18 protein-coding genes and 1 riboswitch are annotated in these 15,842 nt (G+C 51.2%); of the genes, 7 read left to right on the forward strand and 11 right to left on the reverse strand.

Going from position 1 to position 15,842, the window contains the following annotated elements; translation table 11 throughout:
* Positions 1–76 precede the first annotated feature (76 nt).
* Positions 77–922, forward strand: a complete 846-nt coding sequence (locus HF324_RS20955; protein WP_168804351.1) for a sugar phosphate isomerase/epimerase family protein — start codon at positions 77–79, stop codon at positions 920–922.
* A gap of 13 nt (positions 923–935) precedes the next feature.
* Here HF324_RS20955 and HF324_RS20960 read toward each other — a convergent pair whose 3' ends face one another.
* Both HF324_RS20960 and HF324_RS20965 read right to left on the reverse strand, forming a co-directional pair.
* The gene (locus tag HF324_RS20960; RefSeq protein WP_168804352.1) at positions 936–1,778 is read right to left on the reverse strand and encodes a universal stress protein; all 843 of its coding nucleotides are present in this window, start codon (positions 1,776–1,778) and stop codon (positions 936–938) included.
* 94 nt (positions 1,779–1,872) lie between these two features.
* The gene (locus HF324_RS20965) at positions 1,873–2,082 is read right to left on the reverse strand and encodes a dodecin family protein (RefSeq protein ID WP_168804353.1); all 210 of its coding nucleotides are present in this window, start codon (positions 2,080–2,082) and stop codon (positions 1,873–1,875) included.
* A gap of 258 nt (positions 2,083–2,340) precedes the next feature.
* Positions 2,341–2,440, forward strand: a riboswitch (TPP riboswitch).
* A 304-nt stretch (positions 2,441–2,744) separates the two neighbouring features.
* Here HF324_RS20965 and HF324_RS20970 point away from each other — a divergent pair.
* The 6 genes from HF324_RS20970 to HF324_RS20995 are packed head-to-tail and all read left to right on the forward strand — an operon-like array spanning position 2,745 to position 7,635.
* Positions 2,745–3,470: an HAD family hydrolase gene (locus HF324_RS20970; protein WP_220100792.1), complete on the forward strand. Its 726-nt coding sequence runs from the start codon at positions 2,745–2,747 to the stop codon at positions 3,468–3,470.
* Entirely contained in the window at positions 3,470–4,312 is an 843-nt protein-coding gene (locus tag HF324_RS20975; protein ID WP_220101214.1) for a phosphoribosyltransferase family protein, read from the forward strand. Before HF324_RS20970 ends, HF324_RS20975 begins: the two co-directional genes overlap by 1 nt.
* A complete protein-coding gene (locus HF324_RS20980; RefSeq protein ID WP_168804354.1) occupies positions 4,302–4,856 on the forward strand; it encodes a TerD family protein in 555 nt (184 codons plus the stop codon). The genes HF324_RS20975 and HF324_RS20980 overlap by 11 nt, the downstream gene beginning before the upstream one ends.
* Before the next feature lie 44 nt (positions 4,857–4,900).
* Positions 4,901–5,515 carry a TerD family protein gene (locus HF324_RS20985; RefSeq protein ID WP_168804355.1) on the forward strand — a complete coding sequence of 205 codons (615 nt, stop codon included), beginning with the start codon at positions 4,901–4,903 and terminating at the stop codon, positions 5,513–5,515.
* 43 nt (positions 5,516–5,558) lie between these two features.
* Positions 5,559–6,659, forward strand: coding sequence for a toxic anion resistance protein (locus tag HF324_RS20990; RefSeq protein WP_168804356.1), 1,101 nt, complete (start codon positions 5,559–5,561; stop codon positions 6,657–6,659).
* Between the two features lie 13 nt (positions 6,660–6,672).
* Positions 6,673–7,635, forward strand: coding sequence for a hypothetical protein (locus HF324_RS20995; protein WP_168860731.1), 963 nt, complete (start codon positions 6,673–6,675; stop codon positions 7,633–7,635).
* An 80-nt stretch (positions 7,636–7,715) separates the two neighbouring features.
* Here the strand turns inward: HF324_RS20995 and HF324_RS21000 are convergent, their stop codons facing one another.
* The 9 genes from HF324_RS21000 to HF324_RS21040 all read right to left on the reverse strand — a co-directional run bounded on the left by HF324_RS21000 (position 7,716) and on the right by HF324_RS21040 (position 15,832).
* Positions 7,716–8,528 (reverse strand): TerC family protein, encoded by an 813-nt coding sequence (locus tag HF324_RS21000; RefSeq protein ID WP_168804358.1) that lies wholly within the window; start codon positions 8,526–8,528, stop codon positions 7,716–7,718.
* Between the two features lie 96 nt (positions 8,529–8,624).
* Positions 8,625–10,058 carry a helix-hairpin-helix domain-containing protein gene (locus HF324_RS21005; RefSeq protein WP_220101215.1) on the reverse strand — a complete coding sequence of 478 codons (1,434 nt, stop codon included), beginning with the start codon at positions 10,056–10,058 and terminating at the stop codon, positions 8,625–8,627.
* Positions 10,059–10,089: 31 nt separating this feature from the next.
* Positions 10,090–11,493: a PP2C family serine/threonine-protein phosphatase gene (locus HF324_RS21010; protein WP_168860732.1), complete on the reverse strand. Its 1,404-nt coding sequence runs from the start codon at positions 11,491–11,493 to the stop codon at positions 10,090–10,092.
* Positions 11,494–11,508: 15 nt separating this feature from the next.
* Entirely contained in the window at positions 11,509–12,564 is a 1,056-nt protein-coding gene (locus tag HF324_RS21015; protein ID WP_168804361.1) for a TerY-C metal binding domain-containing protein, read from the reverse strand.
* Entirely contained in the window at positions 12,564–13,193 is a 630-nt protein-coding gene (locus HF324_RS21020) for an AIM24 family protein (RefSeq protein WP_168804362.1), read from the reverse strand. Before HF324_RS21020 ends, HF324_RS21015 begins: the two co-directional genes overlap by 1 nt.
* Positions 13,194–13,203: 10 nt before the next feature.
* The gene (locus HF324_RS21025) at positions 13,204–13,839 is read right to left on the reverse strand and encodes a vWA domain-containing protein (RefSeq protein ID WP_168804363.1); all 636 of its coding nucleotides are present in this window, start codon (positions 13,837–13,839) and stop codon (positions 13,204–13,206) included.
* A gap of 17 nt (positions 13,840–13,856) precedes the next feature.
* The gene (locus HF324_RS21030) at positions 13,857–14,495 is read right to left on the reverse strand and encodes a vWA domain-containing protein (RefSeq protein WP_168804364.1); all 639 of its coding nucleotides are present in this window, start codon (positions 14,493–14,495) and stop codon (positions 13,857–13,859) included.
* 70 nt (positions 14,496–14,565) lie between these two features.
* Positions 14,566–15,249 carry a TerD family protein gene (locus tag HF324_RS21035; protein WP_168804365.1) on the reverse strand — a complete coding sequence of 228 codons (684 nt, stop codon included), beginning with the start codon at positions 15,247–15,249 and terminating at the stop codon, positions 14,566–14,568.
* Positions 15,250–15,256: 7 nt separating this feature from the next.
* Entirely contained in the window at positions 15,257–15,832 is a 576-nt protein-coding gene (locus HF324_RS21040; protein ID WP_168804366.1) for a TerD family protein, read from the reverse strand.
* Between the last annotated feature and the right edge of the window lie 10 nt (positions 15,833–15,842).

A 15,842-nucleotide genomic window follows, 5' to 3' on the forward strand; every position in this document is an offset into this window, starting at 1 on the left:
ACCAGCCACAGGTAATATTTGCGGGAAAAATGCCGGGAAATTTGAAGATCTTGGCCGTTATATCAATTGTACGCTTATGTCTTCGAGAAGAAACTTCCTGCTGCAGGCCACCGTGGGACTGGCAGCTACCGGCCTCTCCCCTTTGCTGTCCACCGCGGCGCGCCCCGCCGTGGCGCCGCCGGCGAAAGACCGCCTGTCCGTTGGCGTTGCAGGGTACACCTTCGCACAGTTCAGGCTGGACCAGGCCATTGCGATGATGCAGCGGGCCAACATCCGTCATATCTCCGTAAAAGATATCCATCTGCCGCTGCAGAGCAGCCCGGAACAGATAGCAACGGTGCTCTCACAGTTCCGCAACGCGGACATCAACGTATACGCCGTAGGTGTTATTTATATGAAAACCCGGCAGGCGGTGGAAGAAGCTTTTGCCTATGCCAAAAAAGCGGGAGTGCCCCTGATCGTAGGCGTACCAACGCCGGAACTGCTGGACTATACCGAACAACAGGTGAAACAACACAACATACGCCTCGCTATTCATAACCATGGCCCGGAAGACGCCTTGTACCCCGGTCCGCGCAACGCATGGGAACATATCAAAAACCGGGACGGCCGCATGGGATTGTGCATCGATATCGGTCACGCCACCCGCGCCGGCGAAGATCCGGCCAAAGCAGTGCTGGCCTATAAGGAAAGGGTGTTTGACCTGCACCTGAAAGACGTTACCGCCGCCTCCAAAGAAGGGAAACCCACCGAAATAGGCAGAGGTGTCATCGACTTCGCCAGCCTGGTGCGGGCACTGGACAAAGTACGCTACAAAGGAATCTGCAGCATTGAATATGAGAAAGATATGAAGGATCCCCTGCCCGGCATCGCCGAATCGGCCGGGTATTTCAAAGGCGTGGTGAATACCGTAAAACCGTAACAGCCTTCCCTGCTCATTCCGGCAGCGCCGGTATCGAAAGCAAAGGCACCGGGGAATTATAGGCCAGTTCCCTGGAAATGCTTTTGTGGAAGATGGAAGAGATAAAGGAGTGCTTCTTGGGCACGGTCACGATCAGGGACACGTGGTGTTCCCGGGCAAATTCCAGTACGCTGTCGGCAATATGGGTGCCGGTCATATAATGGAAAGCCGGCGTGTAGCGCTCCAGTACCTCGTGCAGGGCTGTGATCTGTTTTTTGGTATCGTCGGTGTATTTGTCTGCCGCCGGCGGTTCCACGTTGACCACATGCACTTCGGGACGGAACAGGTCGAGGAAGCGGTACAACTGCTCCAAAGACGCTTTGGATATGTTCTGCAGGTCGGTGGAGAAGACCACGCTGCTGATCCCCTTCCCTACCACTGCTTCTTTGGGCACTACCAGCACCGGGTATTCGCTTACTTTCAGCACCTGGGAGGTATTGCTGCCCATTAAAAGCTGTTGCAACCCTGTCTTCCCCGCTACGCCCATAACCACCAGCGCTACGTCCCTTTCCTGGCAGAGTTTGTTCAGCTGATCGGGCAGGAAAGCGTCTTCTGCCAGCAGTTCGTATTTGGTGTCGGCGTCGGTCATTAACCGCAGCTGGTCCTGCAGGGAAGCCAGCTTTTCCATATTTTCGACATATACCAGATTTTCCACCTGCGGTGCAGGTACCGGCACGTCTGAGCCCTGCACCATGGTGCGATAGGCATGATAAAGGATCATCCGCTCTACGCCCAGCGCCGGCGCGAGGCTGGTAGCGTATTCTGCCGCCCGGAAGGCGGCATCGGAAAAATCGGTCAGAATAAGTATCGATTTCATATCACCTTCTTTTTAGGAGTGGTGTTTAGATGAGAAAAAGGGATTGGAACCTCCCGGGTTTTAACCCCGGACCCACCCAATCCCTGTTCGCTGGTCAACGATTTTCATCAAGCCTGAAGGACACTTTACAGATGGCCCCGTAGGTGGTGATTTTGCCATCCTTTACATGCACCTTAAAATCCTTTACAAATACAGAATCTACGTTGTGGATGGTTTTGCTGACTTCCTGCACTGCATTCTGTACAGCGTCTTCAAAACCTTTTTCTGAGGAAGCAATCACCTCAATCACTTTAACGATAGCCATAAGAAAAGTTTTAATGGTGAACAATACGGCGTGTATACAGGAAACAAACAACCTACCGGTTTGGTTATCGCAGCACTGCGGCGGGTTACAGCAGGAAAGCAACAATAGCGGACAGGCAACAATTCCCCCGGCACACACCCCGGAATGTGCAATCCATGCTACAATGGAGGACGGCGACCATAGCGGTCTTCATTGAAAATCAGCGCCTTCCTTCAGGGCGATGCTTCCGGCATGATTCTGTTGCTATTTTAAACAAGATGTTTCTGAAAAGGGGTGGTTTGGTAACACAACACCTGAGATTATACCCTTACAACCTGAACTGGGTAATACCAGCGTAGGAAAGCAGGAAACACCAGGGAGGCACTGTTAAACACAGCGCCTCTCTTTTTTACGCCCACAAGATAAGTTGTCATTTTGACAGCAACGAAACCGGTGGACAGCGCCGTTATCCTTCCTTTAACACTGCAATTTTTTCATCTCCGTGCAGGATTATATGTTATATTAGCCGGCGAACACTACGGCAGGCTTTTTGATGTAATCCCGGCTCAGTCATGCGTATAAAAAAAGGAATGTCCTGTTTGTAAACAAAACTTATATTCACACTATGCGACCATAAATAGGTTTAACCCTGATTTGTGCGGCCACCGTGATATGCGGTGTCCATGAGCATTATACACCATAACCAACTGATGAATAAATACCAGCATTACTCCTTTGACCTCTGGTTAACCTTGATCAGATCTAATCCTTCCTTTAAACGGGAGCGGACAAAATTCTTTTTTGATCATTTTAACCGACGGCAAAAAACGCTCGAAGAAGTGGAACGTATCTTCCGCCGGATAGACGTGATGACCAACGCCATCAACGAAAAAACAGGCGGCAATATCGATACGGACACCCTGCACCTGATGGTCATCAGCGAAATGAACGACCATCAGTACGACTTTGAGACGGTAGACCTGCAGGCTTTGTACAACGAAATGGAAGCGCTGGTACTGCAATACCAGCCTACCGTATATTGCTCTGCCACCGCAGGCGTACTGCGTGCGTTGCACGGGCGGCAGGACTGTACCCTTAGCCTCCTGAGCAACACCGCCTTCATCAAAGGACGCACCCTACGGAAAGTATTACAGGAACTGGAACTGGACCAATACCTGCATTTTCAGCTGTATTCAGATGAAACCGGCGTGTCCAAACCCAACCCTGAAATGTTCCGGCTCATGCTCGGCTCTATTGCCAATACCAGGAACGGGGAGGTAGTGATGCCCCAACAGATCATACACATAGGCGATAATGTAAAGGCAGATATCAAAGGCGCCAGCGAGGCCGGCATTCATTCGTTACTGGTCAATTCCAACAATCAATGTATTTCAAGCCTGCTTAACTGATGACGACGACTTACTCCCTGCATAAAATCACAGATACCAGCCAGTTCGGTTTTTGCCCGGATGACTACAGCCGTTTTAAATTTGGTGACGACCTTGTCGCAGAAAAGTTCGGCGTCGGTTTGGCTGACGGGTTTATTGAGCACCACCTCAAAGGCCGCGCCGTGCCGCAGCTGGTGGTGGTATCCAGCCCGTATGCGTTCATCCCCACCGCCACCTTCTCCATGAAGAACCACTTCGTGTTCCGGCTCAACCGGTGGCTGGCGGCCAACGGGCATCCGATCGTCCAGGAAACGAAAGTGCATCGTACCATCACCTATAAGGAAGATTACGGGGAACTGGACGCCGAACAGCGGATGAAACTGATCGGCAACGATTCGTTTCATATTGACCGGGAATTTCTCGCCGGCAAAACCGTCGTGTTCCTGGACGATATCCGCATCACCGGCGGCCACGAACGCATGATCCTTAAAATGGTGAACGCCTACGGCCTCGCCAACGAGCTATACCTGCTGTATTATGCGGAACTGCAGAATACCGGTATCCATCCCAACATTGAGAACCACCTCAATTATCATTTTGTCAAATCGATTTTCCACCTCGAGAAAATCATCCGGGAGGAACGGTTCGCCATCAATACCCGCATTGTAAAATATATTCTGAACTACGATTTCGATTCATTTTGTATTTTCCTGCAAAATCAGTCAGACCAGTTCATTAATATTTTGTATGATATGGCCATCGGCAACGGTTATCACACCATCGAGGCATATCAGCAAAATCTTCAGTATATTAAAAACTATATTTTTCATAGAAAACATAAAAGCATACAACATGGCAATTAATTTGCAAAAAGGACAACGGCAGACGATCAATGCACCCAAATTCACTATCGGCTTAGGCTGGGATGTAAATTCCTCCTCTACCGGCACCAGCTTCGACCTCGATGCTTCCATCTTTGTGATGGGTGACAACAAAAAAATCCTGTCCGATCAGCACTTTGTGTTTTATAACAACCTGGTTTCTCCCGATGGCAGCGTGGAACACACTGGCGACAACCTTACCGGCGAAGGCGGCGGCGATGACGAACAGATCAAAATCGACCTCTCCAAAGCAGCAGCCAACGTCACTGAAATCTGCGTGGTAGTAACCATTCACGAAGCTGAAGCCAGAAGACAGAACTTCGGCCAGGTGAGAAATTCCTACGTACGTATATTCGACCCTGTTACCAACGAAGTGATCCTGAAATATGAACTGGAAGAAGACTTCTCCATCGAAACCGCTGTGGAATTCGGCCGCATCTACAAACGTGGCGACGAATGGAAATTTGAAGCCGTAGGCGTAGGCATGAAAGGCGGTCTGCAGGATTATCTGAACAAATACAACTAATTCAAACTAACCCATTCTATACCATTCTATAAATTACCTGACCAATGGCAATCAATCTTCAAAAAGGCCAACGCATCAGCCTCGAGAAAAGCAACGGTAGCAAACTCCAAAATATCTGTGTAGGCATCAACTGGGGTGCTATCGAAAAAAAAGGCCTCTTTGGCATGTCCAAAACCAAGGAAGCGGTAGACCTGGACGGCAGCTGCGCCCTGTTCACCGAGCAGAAACAACTGCAGGAAGTGGTTTACTTCGGTAACCTGCGCTCCCAGGACGGCTCCATCCGCCACAGCGGCGATGACCTGACCGGCGACCTGAACGGCAACGACGGCCTCGACAACGAAGTGATCACCGTAGACCTGTCCCGCCTGAACCCAAGCATCAACTACGTAGCTTTTGTGCTCAACAGCTTCCGCGGCCACGACTTCGGCACCATTCCCTTCGCCTCCATCCGCATCTATGAAGGCACCCCTTCCCGTGTGAATGAAGTATTTGCCACCTACGATATCGCCGGCAGCACCAGCTTCGCCGGACATACCTCCATGGTAATGGGCGTTTTCTATAAGAAAAACGGCGAGTGGAAGTTCAACGCCATCGGAGAACCTACCCGGGACAAGAAATTACAGGAAACCGTGGACACCGTGTCCAGGCAATACCTGTAGTCCTTACCTTTGCAATGCTATCACTCATTAATCACGATACCTTATGGAATCTAATCCGAATGTTACTGATCAGGCGCTTCCCGTGGTAAGACTGGACAAGGACGGCAATGCCGACCTCGCCCGTATTACCCCCGAAGAAACGCAGAAATATAATGAGCTCAATAAGTCGCTGGTCACCTCCGACGTGAACTCTATCCTGAACTACGGCGCTGAAGTACAAAGCTCTATGGAGCGCTACAGCAACGAGTTCCTGACCTCTGTGCGCACCTACAACTCCGGAGAAGTAGGTGGCCTGATCAATGAACTGCTCAGCGAACTGAACTACATCGACGTGGATGAGCTGAACCAGGGCGGCTTCAAAAGCTTTCTCTCCAAAGTCCCGTTCCTGAAAAAGCTCGTCATGGATGCGCAGAAACTCTTCCAGAAGTATGATACCGTAGTCGCCAATATCGACAAGATCACCAACAAGATCAAAGCGGGCCGTATCAATTCCCTGAAAGACAACAGCTCCCTGCAAACCATGTTCGACAGCAATGTCAACTACATTAAACAGATGGAAGACCTGATCATCTCCGGTCAACTGAAGTACAATGAGCTGACACAGAAACTGGCCGAAATGGAAGCCAACGCCGGCAACTATAACGACTACGAAATTGCGGACCTCCGGGATTTTGTGGGCCGCCTGGATAAAAGGCTGGCAGACATGAAGATCGTACGCTTCATCATGCTGCAGTCCCTCGCGCAGATCAGACTGGTGCAGAACAACAACACCTCTATCGCAGAAAAAGCACAGTCTATCATCTCCACCACCATCCCCGTCTGGAAAAACCAGCTCACCATCGCGGTGGCGCTGCAACGCCAGAAGGCCAACGTGGAAATGCAACGCAAAATTTCCGATACCACCAATACCATCCTGCAGAAAAATGCAGACCTGCTCAAACAGAACAGTATCGATGTGGCACGGGAAAACGAAAAGACCGTGGTGTCTGTCGAAACACTGAAACGCACCACCCAGTCGCTGATCGAAACGTTGCATGAAGTGAAGAGAATCCATGAACAGGGCGCCGAAAGCCGTAAAGTGCTCAACGGTGAACTGCAGAACCTGGAAACAGAGCTGAAGAAAAATGTAACTAACGTGCGCTAACCGTGTATAGATAATGGAGGATAACCTGGCGATTATATTAAATGACTCAAATAAAACCATCAGCAAACTACAGTTGCTGTCCGCTTTTTTTGAAGAAGAGATTATTTATAAAATATATCTCCGAAGCCAGGTTGTCCATAAATTATTCGAATCCAATCCTGAACTGGACATTAATAAGCTGGAGCTGTTCCACCTGCAATACACCGCCTCTGCCATCGAACTGTTGAGAAAAATCAAGGCTTCCAACGAAAGAAACGTAAGCCTGATCTATGACGAAATGCAGCTCAACAAGGAAATGATGGAGAAGCTGAACAGCTCCGTCTTTTCAGAAAAAAACTACGACCTCGACAAACAGAAACAGGCGCTGAAAATAAACCTGTCCCTCCGCAGGCTGTACCAGACCTTGTCTGACAACACGGACGAATACCCGTTTTCCAAAAACATCAACACCTTCAGCAGCCGCTTCTCCCAGGATTTTTATTACGACATCTCCGCCGAACAGATGATGAACCTCATCCAATATGAGACGGCTGACATCTATAGAAACAGCTACGCCATCATCCAGAAGAAACTCATGGGACTTCTGTGCAAACACGAGTTCCGTACCGAATTTTTCTGCGGCCTCAAAACCGGCGGCATGATCGCCGAAGTGTACCGCTTCCTCGACGCAGACCGGCACTTCCTCTACTTCCCGTCCAAAAACCTGTTCCTTCTCTGCGATCTTTCAGAGATCCCGGATATCGACTGGACCAACTCCATGTCCAAAAAAGCGCGGATCATACAGGAAATGACCGACAAAAACGATCAGCTCGAAAGCAGGGCCAATATCCTGAAAACCGCCATCCCGGATACCGTGCGGACTTTACTGCAGGAGTACTATGATAAAATCTCCGAAGTGGACTTCCTCCAGAAAATCGGCAACTACGATGTGCAGACCAACATCCTGCGCACCATGCTCAACACCGATACCTTCTAAAAAAAATTGCATCAGCCCGAAGACCGATGCAACTTTCTCATTTAATCATTTTTTTATTTGGTTATTTACCTATTTGGTGATTATGCTTTCTTGCCTTCCAACTGGGCAGCAGCGCCTCTTTTAGGCACGTTGAACAGCGCAGAAGTAACGATGGGCACTACAAACACGCTCACCGTCAGAATGGAAGTCCATACGTCCGCGATATGGCTCTCCAGGAATTTGGTAATGGGAGACTCTGTGTTATAGTGTTCCCACAGGGACAGGGACAGTTTCAGGCCCAGGATGGCGATCACGATATAGGCAGCTGTTTCCAGGAAGGTAAATCTCGTCATCAGTTTTACGAAAGCCTGCGCTACAAAACGCATGGCGAGGATACCGATAAACACGCCGAGGCATACCAGCAGGATGTTGTCCGTAAAAGCTACCGCCGCGAAGATGTTATCAATAGAGAAGGCCATGTCCATCAGCTCTACCAGCGCCACAGTGGCCCAGAAGGGACCGATAGCGCCTACGGTCATTTTGTACAGCCAGTTTTTTTCCTTGTCGATGGATTCTTCTTCCTCTGCTTCCGCCGCTTTGGCTTTAGCACGTTTGTCCCTCACCCAGGCAAATACCAGGTAAAGCAGGTACAGGCCGCCAAGTGCTTTCAGCCACCAGAACTGGATCAGGAAGGAGGCAAACAGCATCGCAAGACCACGGAACAAATAAGCGCCAAAGATACCATACTTCAGGGCGCGGTCACGTTGTTTTTCGGGCAGGTCCATTACCATGGTGGCCAGTACCGCCGCATTATCAACGGAAAGCAAACTTTCGATGATAATCAGGTTCCCCACTACGATCAGGGATGGGATGGGATTGTCAAGAATTTGTTGGAACAGTTCTGCAAAATTCATTTCAGTGTGTTTTTTATAGTTCTTATTTGTTCGCCATTGTGATCACTACTACCCTGCCGCCTTCTTCGCGGGAGAGCAGGAGTTTTTTACCATCTGTCAGTTCCACCATGGTACCGGGGGTATCTCTTTGTCTTCCGTCAGGTCTTTAAGGGAGGTCAGTTTCTGGTTGACCAGCACCCATTTGTCCTGGTGGAAGGTAAAATAGCCTACGGGCACTTTCTGTTCGGGGGTCAGCCGTTCATTGCGGATGATGTTCCGGTTGGCATGCCATTGAAACAGGTATTGGTTATGATAGACCATTAACCGGTGATTTTCCGGTTTCCAGACGGTCGGTTTAAATTCATAATACAGGTCCAGCACCGGCAGCGTGCCTTTATGCGGCGTACCGCAGAACGGGCATTTCGGGGAGATGGTATTATCAAATACATACCATTTCTGTTCGCAGGCTGCGTTGCTGCAGGGCTGCATCAGGTCGGTGGTTTTCAGCAGCGCCTGTTCCCACATTTCTGCCGGCGGCCGGTTGTTGGGCTGATGCAGGCCGGTAATGAAAGCCTGGTCGAACAGCTCTTTCAGGTAAGGGCCGGTGATGGTGTATGGCAGTTTGGTGATATCGGCCCAGGGCAGTTCCTTCGGGTTGAGCTGGTTCAGTTTGGGCCTGTTGGACGTATCCTGCGGATGTTCGATGAACAGGGCTTTTTCGCCCATGGACAGCAGGTCGTCTTTCTCCGTGTCCAGGTCATGTACTTTGCCTCCTTTCAGGGGATGGCGGTACAGCAGGTACATATAGATCATCACCGCCAGTGCGTGCAGGTCGGTCAACCGGTTGGGCAGCTTGCGGTTCGGGTCTTTAACGTCGAGATGTTTGGTGGCCAGTACTTCCGGCGCAATAAAATCGGCGGTACCGATGACGTCGGGCGGGAAAAGGCCGGGCACCACGAGGCCGTCTATATCGATGATGGCGGCCGATTTGCTGACCGGGTCTACCAGCACGTTTTTGTAAGACAGGTCGGAATGGGCCAGACCTGCCGCGTGCAGGCGTTTGACGCCGCGGGCGATGTTGACGCAGATCTGGAAATAGCTGAGCCAGTTGCCCAGTTCCGCTTCATCGAGCCGCAGGGCGAACTGTTTGTTCCTGAATTTGGGCGAGGCAAACCATTTGCCTTCTTTTTCCTTGCCTTTGATCAGGTCGTTGGTGGCGTATCCTTTTTTGAAAAAGAAGTTTTGATTATAACAGGGCACGACGAGCCCTACTTTTTTATCCAGTTCCACCATATCGGTAGGCCAGCAGTACAGGTCTTTGTAGTAGTGGCCGCCTTCGCGGTTAAAGAAGCTGTTATAGTATTCGGTCACAATTTTGCGCAGGCGTTCGCGGGAGCTAAAATCCTGTTCATCCCGGTAGAACGCCACCACATAAGATTTATCGGGGCTGAAATACACGTCTTTCATCCCGCCACGCATCGGTTCGCCGTTATCGATATACTGATACGACTTGCCTGTGTTAATGACGGAATGGACAGTTTTAGTGTTCATGATGTTATGGTGTTACCTAATCAATATGCAATTAACTGATGATCATCAGGGTCCTGTCGTCGTGATTGCCGGGGCTCCAGAAATCCATCCAGGCCGACAGGCGGCCGGCGCTTTCCGGGGAGTGCGCTCCCAGTGGCAGGGCCACGTTTTCCGGGTTGTTGCCGTTCAGGTCCGCCAGAAACGCTTTCCACGTGTCCAGTTTCTCCAGGTTAGCTTCCACCACGAATTTGGGATCGTAGATACCGTCGGTCATCAGCATGAGATAAGCGAAGTCCGGGACCAGTTTAAAACCGAAGCGGGTAGGGAATTTGTCGCTCGTAAAGATTTCAGGCATGGTAATGAACCGCGTGCCGCCTCCGAATTCTCCTACGTCAAGCCGGTTCATCAGCGTGACAGCGGAACAGTCCTTGTTCAACAGTCCGATGGGGCAGTCTCCTACCCCGAAGCTCATGATGACATAGCCAAATGCATACTTTTTCAGCAGCACAAATATAAGGGTGGAATGCAGATCTTTTATGGAAACCTGTTGAGCGGCGGCAAATTCTTCCAGTTTTTTATGTACCGCGAAGGCAGCCTTGCCCAGTGTGTCATACACGAGGCGGTTGATTTTCTTTTGTGTATCGGTACCGGTACCAGCGGCATGTTCTCCGAAAAGGGCATCGATGTCGGCTGTGGGCGCGGTCTTAAAGAACTGTTCAAAATAGTCTATGATGCCGGTGCAGGCCAGCCGGGAGCCTTCGCGGGACAGTCTGGCGCTGCCGGCGCCGTCTGATACGGCCAGCACGCTCCAGCCGGAGGGTTCCAGGTGCCGGAAGGCGTAGTCGTCGTCCCGGAAAGAGCCTACGTTGGCGTGGGAGCGTCCGCGTTTGGAGGCGACGGTCACGAAGCGGTCGCCCAGCGGGGCGAATTCGGCGACATCATCTGCTTTCCAGAAGGGGCCGGCCATATCGCTGGGAATGCTTTTCCAGAGTGAGCGGGGGTCGGGGTTGATGACCAGCGGCAGCACTTTTTCGTGGGCTGCTGCGCTGGTATCGCCGCCGGCGAGGCGGAACTGCAGTTTCAGGCGGATATCGCCGCTTTTCACGGGAACACCCTGTATCCCGCCGGTGGCGGGATCGTATTGCAGCCCGTATTCTTCCAGCCCTTCGATGGCTGTCCATGTAACGTCGGACCAGTTCAGCTGCCGGAAATCGAGCGTAGCCTGGTATGGCTTGCCCACGGTAGCATTCGGGATGGTGACCGGTTGTTGCTGGATATCAGCCAGTCTGTTTTTATACTGCCATATGTCCATGAGTCGTTGTTGGTTTTCCAGTATCTGCCTGGCTATTTGCTGATGTTGTTCATCATCTACAAAGGCATCGAACAGGTGTTGTTTGCTGCCGGCAATGGTAATATTTTTAGCGGCAAACAGTTCGCGGATATATTTTTTTGACATGCTGTTGATTCCTTTTTAGCCCTGGGCGCGGTTAACGTCGAATCCGCCTTCACCGATGCCGTACGTCCCTTTATTGCCGCACCATGGGCAGGTACTGATATGCTCCTCCCCGATGCAGTGTATCTGGCCGCAGACGCACATGGCGAAGGCCACCTGGTTGCCGCAGCAGGGGCAGGTAGGGTTTCCGATCAGTTCATCGCTGTTGATACGGGAAGGGCCTGCGCTCTCGTCCGACAGTTCCTGGTAGGTCTGGTCTACCTGGAAAGCGCCTACCAGCCGGTATGACAGGCGGTTGATGTCCAGCCCGTATATTTTGGCTTCCTCTTCGGAGCGGCGGTATTTCATCAGGTAGTTCCTGTTCAGGTTCTGGCATTTGCCCACCAGCACGGCGTAGTTGCTGTCCATATAGGACTGTGGCGGGATGGGTTTGGTGAGATCTACCTTGCTGAGGGTATCGTCTCCGTATATTTTAGCCAGTTCAAAGCCGGAAGCGTTTTTCTCCACGCTTTCGCTGCTGGTTTTGATGGAGTCTGTCACCCATTTGAAGAACTGCTTGTACGCCGCGGCGTTGCTGTTTTTGAAGTGGATGATGTTTTCCGTCAGTTCTTTCAGCACATGTACGTCTGTCTCGTTGCCGAAGGAAATGGCCACCATATTGGCGGTGCGTTGCCAGTTCTGCTTCCATTCTGCGATGGCGGCGCGGGTATCGTCGGTCGGCACGCCGTCGGTGAACAGGAATACGATGGGCTTCCAGTCGCCTTTCTGTTCGTAGGTGGTTTTCACCTGGTTTTTGCGCAGCTCGTACATCAGGTGTCCGAGGCCTTTGCTGAGCGAGGTACCGCCGCCGATGGGGAAACGGGGCGGGTAGAAATTGATGATCTCCTGCAGGGGCACCAGTGTTTTGGCTTGTCCTGCGAAGACGATAATAGAAACCCAGACGGTTTCAATAGCGTAGGGGTCGGCTTTGAGTGCCTGGATAATTTGAGACAGGCCTTCTTCCACCTGTTGTATAGGTTCTCCGACCATAGATTCGGAGACGTCTATCAGAAAATAAATGGGGAGTCTTCTCATTATCTGAAGTTTACGGAGGTGATGTATACGGTGCCCGGCCCTGTGATTTTGAGCATGGAGAGCCCTTCCCCGCCGAGCATATTACTACCGGAGAAGTGTGACGACATCCTGTTTTGCATATCAGCATTCATACAGATAAAACTTTTCTCATCCACAAAAACCGTTTGACCGGCTGCGAGGTCCAGCGTGGTGGCAGTGCCGACCACATCGAGGAATACCGTGCAGAAGCCGGTGATTTTCTGCATAATGAGGCCGGTGCCGCCGATGAGCGAGGTGAGGTTCAGCTTCGCGTCGATATCGACTTTATCGGAGGAGGCCACATAGTATCCGGCTCTGCAGATGATGCCGCCGGAGATGTTTTTCAGGTTGACCGGCAGCATACCTACTTTGCCGGCCACCATGAGTTTCTTCGGGTTAATATTGGTGTTACAGAGTTCCACCTGGAAAATGCTTTCGCCGGTGAGTTTTCTTTTCAGTACGCCGGCGAGGCCTTTATCAAACACGTTGAGCGAAGAATGGATACCTTCTTCATAATAGATCAGGGCTCCTTTCTCACAATAAAATTTCTCGTTGTGGGTTAATTCTACCTGCAGGCTTTTAAAGTCGTGCCCTATAAGTTTTACGTTCATAATTCGTTGATCAGATCACTAAATTCACTTCCTGGGGGGGCGGTGGCAGGGCTACCTGTGAGGTGGTGCCCATGCTTTTGTTGCCTTGTTCGATGGTATCGGACACCCATTTAAAGAACTGGCGCAGGGTGGCGCTGTCGGCGGTATCGAGGTGCACCACGGTGTCGGTCAGTTCTTTGAGCATATCGTTGTCTGCCGCTTTGCCGGCGGCGCATCCTACGATGGCGCCGAAGTTGAGGCTTTTTATTTTGGGGATCATCTCGCGGTAAAGCAGCTGATCGGATGGTTTTCCATCTGTAAAGATGAATAACAGCGGACGCCAGTCTCCTTTCTGGGTGGCCGTTCCGCGTTGTACATCGTTGGTTACTTTACCATAGAGATATTCCAGTCCCTGTCCTGTATGGGTGGGTCCACTCTGCGGGCAGGTAATTTCGGGCAACTGGAAGCTCACCAGTTCGGTGAGCGGTACCAGTTCCTTTACTTCCCTGTCGAAGGTGATGATGCTGAGCCACAGGGAATCCAGGGCATGGGCATCCATACGAAGATTATTGACCATTCCGCTCAGGGCATTGTTCAGTGCCTGAATGGGTTCCCCATACATGGAACCGGAGGTGTCCAGCAGGAAATATACCGGTAGTCGTCGCATATAGGTGTATTAAAGGCTTACACTACAATATTCAGTTCGGAGGGTGGTGGCGGCAGTTCGGACAGGCCGGTCACTTCTTTGCCGGAGTCTTCCACACGGGTGGAGGTTACGCCGATGGAGGCGGTCACCCAGGCGAAGAAGCGGGAAATGGTGGCGCTGTCGGCCGTATCGAGGCTGACCACATTTTCGGTGATCTGTTTGAGCACAGCGGTGTCGGCGCTATGACCGGCGGCGCAGGCCACGGTATACGCCGTTTTGCGCTGTTTGAAGGCGGCGAGGCCGCTCTGCCAGTTATCTGTCGGCACGCCGTCGGTCATAATAAACACCAGTGGTTTCCAGTCGCCTTTTTGTTCGGCAGTGGTTTTAGCCACTTCTTTGTCCATGCACTGGCTGACCAGCTGCAGGGCTTCGCCCAGCGAGGTGGTGCCGGTGGCGCGGATATCGGCCATCTGGAAAGAGGCCAGGTCTGTCAGCGGCACGACTTGCCTGGCGGTGCTGTCAAAGGTGATGATGCTGATAAATGCAGTCTCGATGGCTTGCGGATTCTGTCGTAATGAGCTGATCATTATCTGAACGCCATTCTTCACGGCCTCTATCGGTTCTCCGCTCATAGAGCCGGAGGTGTCCAGTAAGAGGTATACAGGTAGTCTTCTCATAAAATAAATTGGTTAAAGCGCTGCTGTTGATAAGGGTTAACAACATTGCTACAGTTATATATCCGGGGACTCAGGAGTACACCATTTTCTTCAGTTCATCCACGAAGCTGTCTGACTGGTGCGGGTTACCGAGGGCTCTGAATTTCCAGGCGCCATCTTTACGGTAGATTTCCGCGAAAGTCATGGAGCACATACCATTGTAGGTGCTGTCGCCGGACAGGCTGTATTTGGCGATTTCTTTGCCTCTGGCGTCTACGGCGCGGATAAACGCGTTTTCGATCATCCCGAAATGCTGGTTGTTGGCACGGCCCTGGTAGATGGTCACCATGAACAGTATTTTGTCATAACGCTGGTCCATCTGGTTGAGTTTGATGATGATCTGTTCGTCATCGCCGTCACCTGCGCCGGTCCTGTTGTCGCCGGTGAGCCAGATATGGCCGGAAGGGTGTTTTTGCGAGTTGAAGAACACCACGTCGCCTTCGTACAGCCCCTGGCTCCTGCCGTCGCGGGTTTGCACGGTGCGGCCGAGGTTCGCCACTTTGCCGTTGTTGTCCAGCAGGAAAGCCACTGCGTCGAGGTCATATTCTTCTTCTTTCTGTCCTCCTCCGAAAATTTTTCCGAAGAAGCCGCCTTCCGCTTTTTTCTGTTTTACGTCCCAGCCGAGGCCGATGGTGACAGTAGAGAGGTCAAATTCTTCTCCCTGGTCATTTTTACGGAGGTCGATAGTTTGACCTTTTACTAGATTGATCGCCATATACAGGTTATTTAATGATCTGTCCTTTGAAATATTTAGAGAGGAAAAATGCCAGGTCTTCCTTGTATCCTTTGCCGGAAGCTTCGAATTTCCACTGACCGTCTTTTAAATACAGGCGGCCGAATTCCACGCCGGTTTCGATGGAGAAGTCTTCTCCCAGTTCGTATTTGGCGATTTCCTGTGAGGTAGCGTTGTCAACAATACGGATATACGAATCTCTTACCTGGCCATAGTTCTGCCTTCTGGCGATGGCATCGTGGATGGTGACAACGAACAGGATTTCCTTCACGCGGGGATCTACTTTGCTCAGGTCTACCTTAATGGTTTCGTCGTCGCCGCCGTCGCTGTTGCCGCCGGTGGGGTCGTCGCCGGTATGATGCAGGGCGCCGTCCGGAGAGTCGGTATTACCATAGAAAACAAAATAACGTTCTTCGGGGATCGACCTGTTGTCATCGATCATAAAAGCAGAGGCGTCGAGGTCGAAAGCCGCGCCGGTCCCTTCATTCGGCTCCCATCCCAGTCCTACGCTGATGCTGGACAGCCCAATATCGATCCTTTGTCCCTTTTGTAAGTTAATAGCCATTTTCAAAAAT

Origin of the sequence: Chitinophaga oryzae, assembly GCF_012516375.2 — a bacterium.
GTDB lineage: Bacteria > Bacteroidota > Bacteroidia > Chitinophagales > Chitinophagaceae > Chitinophaga > Chitinophaga oryzae.